The organism is Rhizobium sp. BK379 (assembly GCF_014193955.1).
In the GTDB taxonomy this organism is placed as follows: Bacteria; Pseudomonadota; Alphaproteobacteria; order Rhizobiales; family Rhizobiaceae; genus Rhizobium.
In genome coordinates this window covers 98074-111400 of sequence record NZ_JACIAD010000006.1, presented here as the reverse complement: position 1 = coordinate 111400, position 13327 = coordinate 98074, and the positions used below count along the sequence as shown (strand labels likewise).

Here is a 13327-nt window from a genome sequence, read left to right as displayed (position 1 = left end):
TCGAGGCCGCGCCCCTGATGAGTTCTGAGACTTGCTAGCCCCGGCGCGTAACACCGGAATGACAGGAGGAAACAAAATGCACACGTGTGCTAAGCTGCTTCCCGATTTTTGCTAAAGCCACTGATGGTGGCATTTGGGCGAAGAGGGCGTGAAATTTCCAGGTCACCTGTTCGGTTGAGGTGGCCCTCGCATGAGAGCCACCTCTTTCGACATTGTCAGCGTACGGACTTGAAAGCGGCTCTTACTTCTTCTGCGAAAAGCTGCGGCTGCTCCCAGGCCGCAAAATGCCCGCCTTTCTCGACCTGATGATAGTAGGTCAGCGAGGGATAGGCCTGCTTGGCCCAGCTTTCCGGCGCTTGATAGATCTCCTTCGGGAAGACCGTGATGCCGACCGGGACCGTGATGTCCTTCGTCTTCTGCGTTTCGGCACTGAAATTGTTGTTGTTGTTTTCCCAGTAGAACCGCGAAGACGATGCGCCGGAGTTCGTCAGCCAATAGAGCGTGATGTCATCAAGCATTTCGTCCTTGGAGAATACGCGTTCAGGAACGCCGCCGCTGTCGCTCCACTGGGCAAACTTCTCGTAGATCCAGGACGCCAGGCCAGCCGGCGAGTCGGAAAGCGAATAGCCGATCGTCTGCGGCCGGGTCACCATTATGGCGCCATAGGCAGCGTTTCGCCCGAAGAAGGTGCTCAGCGAATTATATGCTTCCCGCTCCGGCGACGACAGGCTCGCAGGGGCCGGGTCCCCGCTGTTGATAGCCTTCATGAGGTCGCCCGGCACCGTCGCGGGCATATTGAGATGAATTGCCAGCAGACCCTTCGGCGCCTGACGCGCCAACGCGTCGGAGATCACCGAACCATGATCGCCACCCTGAGAGACATAGTGGTCATAACCGAGCCGTTTCATCAGGACATCCCAGGCGCGGGCAACCCGGTCCGGGCCCCAGCCCTGATCGGTCGGCTTTCCGGAAAATCCGTAGCCCGGTATCGATGGGATGACGACGTCGAAAGCATCTTCCGGCCGGCCGCCATATGCGGTCGGGTCCGTGAGAGGGCCGATGGTCTTGATGAATTCAAATATCGACCCCGGCCAGCCATGTGTCAGAATGATCGGGAGAGCGTTGGGATGGCGCGAACGAACATGGATGAACTGGATGTCGACACCGTCGATCGTGGTGATGAATTCCGGCAATGCATTGAGTTGCGCCTCGGTCTTGCGCCAGTCGTATTCTGTACCCCAGTAGCGAACCAGATCCTGAACGCGTGACAATTGAATACCCTGGGAGTCGTCGCCGACCGTCTCCTTGTCCGGCCATCGGGTGTCGGCGATGCGCCTGCGCAGGTCGTCGAGCTGCGACTGCGGCACGTGGACCTGAAACGGGCGGACACTTTCGTCCGCGCTCACCGCTGTTGTGGCAACACTCGAGGCAAGATCGGCGGCATGAACCGGAAGTGCATAGATCACCGGAACGAGCAACAGAGAGCCAAACGCCATGGCGATCGCTCGATCGGAAACACTACGCCGAATTGAAACATTGTCGGCCTTGGTCATGAAACACTCTCCTTCAATTGCTGCCACATTCGCGGCGCCTGTTAACGGAGAGTGATTTCAGGGGTCCACGTGTCCTAGATATTTCGAAAATCGGCTGAAATGTATCAGCGTGTACCGGCCCCGCGCTGATACGCACAATCAGCAAATTGCCGGCAGCGCTCGGCAAGCGTATCCTTCGAACGAGCAGCGATCGAACTCACCATTGCGGCGCCCTGAGGATGAGGGCCGCAAACGAAGGTTGGAGATCCCACTGAAAGATCAAACGGTGCAGGAAAGATTGGAGCGCCATTGGCGGGCTTCGGACGCGAGTGATTTCGATGCCGAACACGAGATCTATCACAAAGACGCCTTGCTGGATTATCCGCAATCAGGAGAGCGGATTCGCGGCCGGCACAATATTCAGCAAAGCCGGTTCGTTCAGCCAAACAAGAAGCGGTTCACCGTCCGACGAATTGTCGGCAACGGCGATCTTTGGGTCACCGAATTTACACTCACCTATGACGATGTACCCTCATACGTCGTCAGCATCATGGAATTTCGCGACGGGCTGGTGGCCCATGAAACGCAATATTTCGCAGATGGTTTCGAACCATCGCCGTCGCGAGTACATCTTACAGAGCGGATGACGAAATAGTCTTATCCCTGATAATGCATAAGCGCCGAGAGCAGTTGGGATCACAAATCGTCCGCGATCGCCAACAACTCACCGACGGCGAAGCCCCAGCGTTCCCCGCGCGGCTTTCACAACTGCGTCGGTGGTGATGTCGAATTTCCTGTAGACATCGTCGATCTTGCCGGACGCACCGAAGCTGTGCATGCCGACGAACCGGCCATCGAGACCGAGATATCGGTCCCAGCTATCCTGGACAGCTGCCTCCACCGCGACGCGCGCGGCCCCGTCTCCGAGAACCTCACGCTTGTAGTCCGGTGCCTGCGCCTCAAACAGCAGCCGGCACGGCATGGACACGACCGCGGTCGGAACGCCTTCCGCCTGAAGGCTCGCCCTTGCTTCGACAGCAAGGTGCAATTCCGATCCCGTCGACATGATGGTCAGCTCGCGGGCCCCACCTTCAGCCTCGAGCAGAACATATCCGCCCTTTGCCGACAGGTTGAGTAGGCCCGGCTGCGTCCTCAGAAGCGGCATAGGCTGGCGGGATAGAGCGATCAGAGCTGCCTGCCGCGGGGCATCAAGAATGGCCTGCCAGCATTCCGCCGTCTCGATCGGGTCGCCCGGACGGAACACGGCAAGGCCCGGAATGGCGCGCAGCGCCGTCAGATGTTCGACGGGCTGATGCGTCGGTCCATCTTCGCCGAGGCCGATCGAATCATGCGTCATCACGAAGATCGAACGCACCGCCATCATTGCCGCCAGCCGGATGGACGGACGAGCGTAGTCGGAAAAGGTCAAGAAGGTGCCACCGTAAGGGATCAGCCCACCGTGAAGAGCAATTCCGTTGATGGCCGCGGCCATTCCATGCTCGCGCACGCCATAATGGATATAGGATCCATTATACTGGCCCGGCGCAATTTCGACCATGGATTTGGCTTTCGTATTGTTCGACGGTGTGAGGTCCGCCGATCCGCCGAGAAGCTCCGGCAGGGCTTCGGCAAGGTGGTTGAGAACAATCCCGCTCGCCTGTCTGGTCGCCAGATCCTTGTCGGCAGACAGGAGCTCCTGTTTTGCTGCTTCTATTGCGCTGGTCCAGTCTGAAGGCAGCTCGCCTTTCATGCGGCGCTCAAAGTCAGCGCGAACATCCGCCTTCGCGGTCTGGACCCGGACCGCCCAGGCCATCCGGGCGTTGCGTCCCTTGGCGCCGATCTTCCTCCAGTCTTCCAGCAGGCCGGACGGGATCTCGAAGGGAGGCGCGGTCCAGCCCAGAATCTTGCGAGCGCCGGCAATCTCCTCTTCGCCTGGCGCGTCACTATGAGCCTTCTGCGTACCGGCGCGCGTCGGAAAGCCGAAACCGATTATGGTCTTGCAGGCAATCAACGACGGGCGATCGGTGACCCGCTGCGCTTCGACGATTGCGTCGCGGATGGCGTCCGTATCGTGTCCGTCAATCTCCTGCACGTGCCAGTTCGATGCACGGAACCGCGCCGGCTGATCGTCGGATTCCGCCAGACTTGTCGCCCCGTCGATCGAGATCGAATTGTTGTCCCAGAATGCGATCAGCTTGCCGAGCTTCAAGTGGCCGGCAAGCGATATGGCCTCCTGGCTGATGCCTTCCATCAGGCATCCGTCACCCAGGAACACATAGGTGTAGTGGCTCGAAAGATTGTCGCCAAACCTGGCGTTCATGATGCGCTCGGCAAGCGCAAAACCGACCGAATTGGCAATGCCCTGGCCGAGCGGCCCGGTGGTCGTCTCGATGCCCGTCGCATGGCGATATTCGGGATGACCTGCCGTCCTGCTGTCGATTTGACGAAAGTTCTTGATCTGGTCGATCGTCATATCCTGATAGCCGGTCAGGTAGAGCAGGCTGTAAAGCAGCATCGAACCGTGCCCATTGGAGATCAGGAAACGGTCCCGATCGAACCAGTAGGGGTCCTCGGCATCGAACTTCAGGAATTCGGAAAAAAGTACGACGGCAATGTCCGCCATGCCCATCGGCATGCCGGGGTGCCCGCTCTTGGCCTTCTCGACGGCATCCATCGAGAGGAACCGGATGCAATCGGCCATGTCGCGAAGGTGCTGATCGCGGGGCGCCGGTACGGATTTTACGGATTCCGTCATGATCGTTTCCTCGGGTCTGGTGAAAGGACAGACCCGAAGATAGTGCCCGATACGAACTGGGCCACTGCGACATGTTGAAATCCGACCAAGAACTTCATCGTCCGGTCGTCATCTAGCCGCCGTGGCCTCCTGTCACATCCTCTCCGGACAGCCGCTGCGATCGCGATTAGCTTTGTTGCAGCCGCCAGGTCCGGATTTCAAACGGCATGATGTCGGCAGGGCCTGCACGTTCGATCGGCTCTTCGAGGATGTTCAGAGGTCCCGAAGACTGCCATCCGGAGGGCAGGGCAAGCGAAAGCTGCCCGCGGCGGCCTGCCGGCTCGTAAAGCCGCAGGATAAGGCCCTCTCCATCCTCCGCCGACTTCAGTCCCGAAAAGGCGACCGGTATGCCCTCGACGCCGAGCGGCGACAACGTGCCTGCCGAGAGCCCGGTTGACTCGCCGGTAACGAGCGGCTGGTTGAGATCGATTGCCTCCTGCAGGACCCCGCCTTCATGCCAGGCGCCCTCATGCGGCATCAGCGCATAGGTAAAGCTCTGCTCGCCTTCGTCGGCGAGCGGATCGGGATAGATGGGCGAGCGCACGAGACTCATGCCGATGACATTGCCGCGTGCGCTATGACCGTATTTGGCATTGTTCAGCAGGGCGACACCGAAGCCCGGCTCGCTGAGATCGACGAAACGGTGCGCCGCAGCTTCAAACATCGCCTGCTCCCAGGAAGTGTTCGTATGCGTCTGGCGCTCGACGATACCGAAGGCGCATTCGAAAGTGGCAGTACGGGACCGCACGGCGACAGGGTTCAGTGTCCTCAGCAGAGTGCGCCGGTCGTGCCAGTCGATCGTCGTTTCGATGTCGAGCCTGCGGCCATTCGCCGTCAGCACGTAAAGCTGGGTGACCGTCGAGTTCCGGTATCGATGGACGACACGGATCGCGGCGCGATGCGGCCCCTGTTCGACAAGCGTGATGCTTTCGGGCTTGTCGAGGCGGACGGCCTTTTCCGCATAGTCGGCGTCGACATCCCAGGCATCCCAGTTGCGTGGCTTATCGGCCGGATAGACCCAGAGCTGATTGGCGCCGCCTTCGACCGCCTCCCTGCCCGTTGCCTTGTGGACGAGGCTCGAAACGGCGCCATCCTTGCCGATGACGACAGACAGATGTTCGTTCTCGAGGCTGTGCGCATCGGCTTTCAGCATGCCGGCCGGCTTCAATGCCTTGCGATCGAAGACTGCGACGGAAAGCGGAGCGACAATATCGGATGATGACAAGACCGTTCCATCCGAAAGCCTGGCGGTCAGGGGTCGCGGCGCGAGCGACGGATTAACGGCAATGACCGCGTCCGTCAGTCCGCCTGCCGGAAGCTGGGACGACAGCGCCTTCAAAGCCTTGGCCTGATCTGCCCCGGCATTGACGATCACGCCGTCAAGCTCCTGCTCGGCATCGATATAGACCTCGCGAATGCTCGAGCCCGGCAGGATGTCATGAAACTCGTTCTTGAGGACGACGCGCCAGTCCGCTTCCAGGCTTTCCGGCTTATCGGCACCCAGCAGATGCGCAAGTGAAGCGATCGTCTCCGCCGTAATGAGCGCCCGCTCGGCCTGCCGGTGCTTGCGCTTGACGCCGCTTTGAGAGGTCAGCGTCGCACGGTGCAGTTCAAGGTAGATTTCCCCGTCCCATACCGGAAGCTCTTTTTCCTCCGCAGTACGGTGGGCCTTTTCGTAAAAGCCCTTCACCGTGCCCCAGCGCGCACTGGGGATCGCCGGAAAGTCGCGCAGTTGCACTTCGCGCTCGACCATTTCAGGTGTCACGCCGCCGCCGCCATCGCCATAGCCGACTGCCAGGAGCGACGTATCGTGCTGCGTCTTGCCGCGGAAATTCTTCCAGGTCGGCACGAAGCAATCCGGCTGCACGAAACCATTATAGCCATGCATGGGATTATCGAATGTGTGGGTTAGAACCTTGCTTCCATCGAGGCCCTTCCACCAGAAAAGATCGGATGGAATATGATTGGTCTCGCTCCAGTTCACCTTGATGGTGAAGAAGCTGTCGATTCCGCCGAGCTTCAGGATCTGCGGCAAGGCGCCCGAAAAGCCGAAACAGTCAGGCAGCCAGCAGACCGTGTGGCGCAGGCCGAAATGTTTTTCGAAATAGCGCTGCCCGTAAAGCACCTGCCGCGCAAGACTTTCGCCGGTCGGCATGTTGGTGTCGGGTTCGACCCACATTCCGCCGACCGTTTCCCATTTGCCCTCGGCGACCTTCTTCTTGATACGCTCGAGAAGCTCCGGATCGTCCTCTTCCATCTGCGCATAATAATGAGCGGTCGATTGGTTGAACCGGAAGTCGTCCGACCGCTCCATCAGCGAGAGCGCGGTATTGAAGGTGCGGCGCATCTTCCGGCGGGTCTCGCGATAGGGCCAGAGCCAGGCAAGGTCGATATGGGCATGGCCAGTCAGCAACAGCTCGCCATTCGGCGGGAACCGCTTCTGAAGCTCTTTCAGACGCGCGACCAGCTGATCATAGGCCGCTGCGGCCGAAGCACTTTGTGTTTCCGTCAGGCCGGCCGGGTTTTCCTGCAGTTCCGGCAGTTCCCAGATCTTCTGCTGCATGACCGCACCGGATGTGCGCGAAATATAGGCTGACGTGTCCGAGGGCCAGTCGAGGCTGCGCAGCACCTGTTCGGCCGCCTCAATGAGGTGCGGCAAGACCTCATGGTTTTCCAGCACATCGGCGGCTTCGCCGAGCTGCCGCAACAGAAGGTGCAGTTTATGGACCGGTTCATCCAGCCAGATCAGCCGCGCCCTGTTGAGCTTCGGCGCCCGGTTCGGTTCACCGAAGGGAAAGCGTGCAACGCTTTCGGTCGCAATTGAAAACTCCCTGCCCTTGATCGGAAATTCCTGATGGTAGGGGTCGAGCCCGAATGTCTCGGCCTCACCACCCGAATAGTGCAATGTAATCAAGCTTTCGCCGCCGAGATCGAGCTGCAGGCGAATCTGTTCGATTGGCCAGTCGCGCGGTGCGGTCGCGGATGCCGCGAAATGAACCGTTCCGTTGCGGTGCGGCCAATCCTGATGATGGGCGATGGGCTCGCCGTCGAAGGTCCAGCCGTCGATCACAACGCTTTGCCGGTCGCGCCAGTGAGCAAGCTCGGCTGTACGGACTTTCAGACGATCGAGACGTTGGGCGATAGTGAGAGACATGACGGGTCCTATTGGAAAAAAGCAACTGACGGGCGGGGAGAAAATCAGGTCGCGCAAATGAGCCGCAGGCGCCGCGTCCCGTCTCCTCCAACCGAAACGCGTGGCGGCTCTTAGATTAAGTAACTTTGTTTTCACGTCAAGCGCACAAGAAATAAGTTGCTAGAGTTTTGCCTGTGATACACAAGCATTCAGGTGCTTAGGGAAGACGGTCATGCGGTATCTTCGATCCGGGCCGCGGCGACGTCAGGCAGAGGAAACGGCCGTTACGCGGGGTAAAACAATCGGTCTGCGGTCGGGAGAAATCGCCGACAGAAATATCCGCGTCATCCTGGAAGCGATCCGCCGACATGGTCCGTTGACCCGGACGGAACTTGGCCAGCATTCCGGGCTTACCGGTCCGGGCATCACCAATATCCTGCGACGCCTGAGTGACGGAGGATTGGTGACGTCGCACCGCCGCAACGGCGCGGGCAACAGCGCCACTGCGGCGGAATTTGCCCTGCGGCCGGATGGAGCCTTCTCGATCGGTATCAGGGTTCGCCAAAACCGAGGCGAAGCGGTCCTGATCGATCTCAGCGGCCAGGTCCATGATCGCGAATATTTTCCCCTCACCCCGGCAACGCGCGTCCCGTCAATCCTTTCGGTAACGGAAAACATGATCGGCCGGCATGTCGGCTTGCCGATCATCGGCCTGGGGATCGGGTCCAATGACTGGACGGCAGCGGAAAGCGATGAACTCGACGCAGCATCGACGCTTCCGGCCAGCCACGTGGAAAACGAGTGCACCGCAAGCCTGCTTGCCGAGCGCACCATCGGCGCGCCCGCCCCCGAAGGCGGACTGGCGATGATCATCATCGATGAAGATGTCCAGGCCGGCTTCCTCGTTCGCGGTATCCCCTATTCCGGCGTTCACGGACGCGCGGGCAGTATCGGCGAAATGCTGACCGGCCCCGACAATGTCCGGCTGAACGCCGTGGTCGGCTTCGGCACCCTGCGCGCACTGGTCAGCAAGGACGAGTTCGGGCGGCTCGTCGCGGGCGAGGAGCCGTCTTCACCTCAATTGACGCAGTGGATCCGCGATGCCGCAAGCCACCTGCTTGATCCGATCATCGCCATGGCCGGCTTCATCGCGCCAGGTGTCATCATGATCGGCGGCGACCTGCCGCGAAGCGTCATCGAAGCGCTGATCCACCAGCTCTCCGTCGAACGGCGCGACACATCCAAGCGTCCCTTCCTGACGCCATGGATTTCGCCGATGAAGCCGGCAAGCTTCAGTGGCGGCGGCGTGGCGCTAGGGGCGGCATTGCTGCCCTTCCTCAACACCCTGCTGCCGCCGGTATCAGCCTGAACCGGCCCAAGTCGGCTCAGCCAAGCGCCTCGTCTCTGTGACTGGCATCCGAGGCAAGCGCCTTGTCGAGCACCTTCTGGATATTCGCTGCGCGGCGGAACGACGGTTCCTGCGTCTTGCCCGCCCTCACCGCCTGCACGAAGCGCTGGTAATTGGTTTCGACCGGGTCGAAGGGAATATCGCGCCATGTGGCGGTGTGAACGTCTTCACCAAGGCAGGCGCGAAGCGTCGACTTTCCTGTATCGTAGATAATCTCGACCGAGCCTGTCTCGCCATAGACACGGAGACGCAACTGATCCATCTGGCCGGCCGCGGTTCGCGTCGCCTGGATGGTGCCAATCGCCCCGGTCGTGAAGTCGACATTCATCGTGAAGCTGTCATTCGCATCGAGATCATATTCACCGATCTTGTGGCCCGGTGCCTTGTTGAAGGTCTTGAGCCGCGCAAAGACATGGGCGACGTCCAATCCCGACCCGTAGGACGCGAAATCGACGATATGGATGCCGATATCGCCGAGCGCGCCGTTCGAGCCGTGCTTCTTGCTGAGCCGCCACAGCCATTTGCTCTCTGTTTTCCAATCGCCCCAATGACGACCGACGAGCCAGCTCTGCAGGTGCGATGCCTCGACATGTCGCACCTCGCCGATCTCGCCGGCAAGGACCATCTGCCGGCCTTTCTGCAGGGCGGGAGAATTGCGATAGGTGAAGTTGACCATGCCGACCTTGCCGGCCTTTTCGATGGCATCGGTCATTTCCATCGCCTTGATGGCGTCAGTCGCCAGCGGCTTTTCGCAGAAGACGTGTTTACCCGCAGCGATCGCCTGAAGCGTCGTCGGGTGGTGAATGCGGTCAGGCGTGACGTTGGCAACGGCATCGAACTCCCCCCACGCAAGAGCTTCTTCCAGCGAACTGAAATGGTTGGGAATGCCGTGTTCCGAACAGAAGGCCGCCAGCCGTTCGGGAACGACGTCGACGCCGCCCACTACGCTGACGCCGTCGATCGCCTTGAAATTTGCAGCATGCTGGTTGGCCATCCCGCCAGTGCCGAGAATGAGTAAGCGCATCTTATCCTCCATAGATGTCAGGCTCGGCCACCTCACGCAGCCGGGGCAAAAACCTCACCACGCCATCGCGGATGCCCGAAATGGCTCGATTTTCTGTGATCGGGAAATGCGGCTGGCGCGCGCTAACTTGTGTTGAATGTCGCCGGCATCTCAATCCTCCCAAGCTGCGGCTTGACATCAAATCAAAGTAACTTAATCTAATTAATGCAGCATGGAATTGAGGAGAGGTCAACTGACCACCAGGCTGTATCCGTTTAAAATGGGGAGGAGACCCATCATGAAGAGAGCGTTCATCGGCGCATTAGCGCTGAGCACAATGTTATTTTCAGTGCCTGCCGCATTTGCCCAGGAGCTTGCGACAAAAGACAGAATCGGCGCTGCCGACGCACCAAAAACCCTTGTAGTCCGGCTCACCAACGACAGTCCCAACAATGCCGATCCGGCAATCGCCGAAGGCTATCAGAAACTTTTCGTCGACTTCATAAAGAAGCATCCCGACTGGAAGCTGCAGATGCAGTTCATGTCGGCCGATATCGGCACCGAACAAGCAAAGATGCTGGAACAGGCCAAAGCCGGCAACGCTCCGGATTGCGCCGCAGTCGACTCCTTCGTGCTCTCGCAGTTCATGGTCAACCATGTGCTTGCCGACTTCACCCCCTATTTCTCGAAGGAAGAAGTCGCCGACCTGTTCCCCTTCATCCGCGACGGCATTACCGACAAGGACCAGACGATCCGTGCATGGTGGTGGGACACGGATCTTCGCGTGCTCTACCGCAATAAATCCATCGTTGCCGATGCGCCGCAAACCTGGGACGACCTGAAGAAGGCCGGGCTTTCCTCTGTCGAACAGGGCATGGAGGGCATCCTCTTCAATGCCGGTCGCTACGAGGGTTCCACCTTTGATTGGCTGGCGAACTACTGGGCGCTTGGCGGCAAACTCGTCGACGATTCCGGCAAGCCAATCTTCGGTGAAGGCGAAAACAAGGAGAAATTCCTCAAGGCCCTGACCTATTACAAGGACCTCGTCGATTCCGGTGCAGCGCCCAAACGCGTGACGACCATCGGCAATTATGACGACCTCAACGCCGCCGCGGCAGCCGGAACCACTGCGCTCTTCATCGGTGGCAACTGGCAATATGCCCAGCTGAAGGTCACACTCGACGAAGAGGAGTTCAAGAACTGGACCTTCTCGCCGATCCCCGGCCCGACCGCAGATCAACGTTCGACGGGTACCGGTGGATGGACGATCGCCTCCTTCAGCAAGGACAAGGACAAGGTGGAAATGTGTGCCAACCTTGCCCGCGAAGTCTATATGGGACCGGCCAATGCGCTGCAGCAGCAGCTGCCGACGCGCAAGTCGCTCTTCGACAAATATGATGTCTTCGCGACCGAAGCCAACAAGACCTTCGCCGGGGCTCTCGTCGATGGTCAGGCTCGTCCGGGCGCCCCGATCTATCCGGAAATCTCCAACCAGATCCAGATCATGATGGGCGACGTGCTCTCCGGCACCAAGAAGCCGGAAGAGGCACTGGACGGCGCGTTCAACGCGACGATGGAGGCTTACAAGCGTCTCTGACGATTGAGATCATGGCGGCGCCCGTGACGGGCGCCGCCGGTAATGTCAAACCCGGACAGAGAAGCCCAATGAGCCCCATTGCCATCGAGGCTGCCAGCCCGCCTCACAGCAGATCGTTCATGCGCCGTTTTGCCGGGGCGCCGTTGCCCTGGATCATGCCCGTGATTGTCGTCATCGGCATCTTCTATCTCTACCCCGTGATCGACGTTTTTCGTCTGTCCTTCACCAATGCGACGCTGATCGGCGACAATCCGGTCTATACGCTCGGCACGATATCGAATGCGCTGAGCTCACCGCAATTGCCCGACATCATGTGGGCGACCCTTATCTTCGTTGGCGGCAGTGTCATTGGACAGCAGATCTTTGGTCTCGCCGTTGCCGTCGTCGTCATCAGAGGTGAAAAACGCGGACTGTTCGGCACGACGATCCTACGCACCACGGCGCTTGTCGCCTGGGTGGTCCCGGGCATTGCCGGCGGCATCATCTGGCAGATGCTGTTTTCGGAAGCTCCGTATGGGGCGCTGAACAGCATATTGCGGCTCATGCACCTACCGACCGTCGCATGGCTTTCCGATCCGGCAATCGCGCCATGGTCGGCGCTGATCTCGAACATCTGGCGCGGCACGGCCTTCTCGATGGTCGTCATGTACGCCGCCCTCAAATCGATCGACCCTTCGCTCTATGAGGCGGCTGACGTCGACGGCGCAACGGGCCCGCAACAGTTCTTCTTCATCACCCTCCCCCAGCTGCGTGCAGCCATGCTCGTCAACATGATCCTCATCACGATCATGACGCTCAACACGTTCGATGCGATCATCACGCTGACGGGCGGCGGACCGGGACGTGCGACCGAGGTGATCTCGCTTTACGTATTCAACATCGTCTTCCGCAATTACGACCTTTCCGGCGGCAGCGTGCTTTCCGTGCTGATGCTGATCATCAGCCTCGGGCTTGCCGTCGTTTACGCATCGTTCCTGCCGAAGGAGGAAGAGCAATGAGCAGGCGTACCGGCACGCGCTTCGGCGACTTCCTGAGCTACCTCTTCATGCTGGTGATGTTCATCTTCTTCGCCGGTCCACTCTCTTATCTCCTGTCGATGGCCGTGCGTGACAAACGCGAAATCTATCGCGGCGTGGCACGCTATATACCGCACAATCCGACGATCGATAATTTCGTTACCGTCCTCAACAACAGCTACTTCCCGATCTATCTCTGGAACGGCCTGAAGCTCGCAGCACTCAGCGGTTTCGGCGTTCTGGTCGTCGCCCTGCCCGCGGCCTATGCGTTCTCCCGCTTCCAGTTCCGCGGCAAGGGCCTGTCGATGATGGGGCTATTGTTGTTCCAGATGATCTCGCCGCTTGTGATCATGGTGCCGCTGTACCGCTACATGAACCGTCTCGGCCTGCTCGATACGCATTTTGCGGTGACGATGGTCTATATTGCCCTCGGTGTGCCGCTCGCAACGTGGCTGCTGAAGAGCACGATAGACGGCATTCCGCGTAGCCTCGATGAAGCTGCGATGATCGACGGGTGCAATCGGTTCTCGGTCTTCTGGCGGATCGTCCTGCCGCTTTCGGCGCCGGGCATTGCTTCCGTCTTCATCATCACCGTCATTGCCGGCTGGTCACAATTCCTCGTGCCTTTTCTTCTGCTGACGCAAAACAATCTGATGCCGATCGGCGTCGGGATCTTTAACTTCCGTGGCATGCAGACCGACTCGTCCATCCAGCTGCTTGCGGCCGCCTGCCTGATCTCCGTCGTACCGGCGATCGTGGCGTTCCTGTCGCTCCAGCGGCTGATCCTCGGCGCCATGACCAGCGGCGCGGTGAAAGGGTAAGGTCGGTTTGCGTGTCCGTGGCT

9 protein-coding genes are annotated in these 13327 nt (G+C 59.7%); 5 read left to right on the top strand and 4 right to left on the bottom strand.

Features of this window, described 5'->3' with window-relative positions:
* Window positions 1-215: 215 nt before the first annotated feature.
* Window positions 216-1553 (bottom strand): epoxide hydrolase family protein, encoded by a 1338-nt coding sequence (locus tag FHT93_RS24525; protein ID WP_183849823.1) that lies wholly within the window; start codon window positions 1551-1553, stop codon window positions 216-218.
* Between the two features lie 250 nt (window positions 1554-1803).
* On the opposite strand from FHT93_RS24525, the gene FHT93_RS24520 reads away from it, so the two are divergent.
* Window positions 1804-2187 (top strand): nuclear transport factor 2 family protein, encoded by a 384-nt coding sequence (locus FHT93_RS24520; protein ID WP_183850161.1) that lies wholly within the window; start codon window positions 1804-1806, stop codon window positions 2185-2187.
* Between the two features lie 69 nt (window positions 2188-2256).
* On the opposite strand, the gene tkt is transcribed toward FHT93_RS24520, so the two are convergent.
* A complete protein-coding gene (tkt, locus tag FHT93_RS24515) occupies window positions 2257-4287 on the bottom strand; it encodes a transketolase (protein ID WP_183849821.1) in 2031 nt (676 codons plus the stop codon).
* Between the two features lie 166 nt (window positions 4288-4453).
* Window positions 4454-7480 carry a glycoside hydrolase family 38 C-terminal domain-containing protein gene (locus FHT93_RS24510; protein ID WP_183849820.1) on the bottom strand — a complete coding sequence of 1009 codons (3027 nt, stop codon included), beginning with the start codon at window positions 7478-7480 and terminating at the stop codon, window positions 4454-4456.
* Window positions 7481-7691: 211 nt separating this feature from the next.
* Between FHT93_RS24510 and FHT93_RS24505 the strand changes: the two genes are divergently transcribed.
* On the top strand, window positions 7692-8828 hold the full coding sequence (locus tag FHT93_RS24505; protein ID WP_183849818.1) for an ROK family transcriptional regulator: 1137 nt from the start codon (window positions 7692-7694) through the stop codon (window positions 8826-8828).
* Between the two features lie 16 nt (window positions 8829-8844).
* Here the strand turns inward: FHT93_RS24505 and FHT93_RS24500 are convergent, their stop codons facing one another.
* Window positions 8845-9891, bottom strand: a complete 1047-nt coding sequence (locus tag FHT93_RS24500) for a Gfo/Idh/MocA family oxidoreductase (RefSeq protein WP_183849816.1) — start codon at window positions 9889-9891, stop codon at window positions 8845-8847.
* Window positions 9892-10168: 277 nt separating this feature from the next.
* Here FHT93_RS24500 and FHT93_RS24495 point away from each other — a divergent pair, with 277 nt between their 5' ends.
* From FHT93_RS24495 to FHT93_RS24485, 3 genes are all read left to right on the top strand, one after another.
* Complete coding sequence (locus FHT93_RS24495) at window positions 10169-11467, top strand: extracellular solute-binding protein (protein ID WP_018115328.1); 1299 nt, start codon at window positions 10169-10171, stop codon at window positions 11465-11467.
* A gap of 68 nt (window positions 11468-11535) precedes the next feature.
* A complete protein-coding gene (locus FHT93_RS24490) occupies window positions 11536-12465 on the top strand; it encodes a sugar ABC transporter permease (protein WP_029616497.1) in 930 nt (309 codons plus the stop codon).
* Window positions 12462-13304, top strand: a complete 843-nt coding sequence (locus FHT93_RS24485; protein WP_018115330.1) for a carbohydrate ABC transporter permease — start codon at window positions 12462-12464, stop codon at window positions 13302-13304. Before FHT93_RS24490 ends, FHT93_RS24485 begins: the two co-directional genes overlap by 4 nt.
* Window positions 13305-13327: the final 23 nt, after the last annotated feature.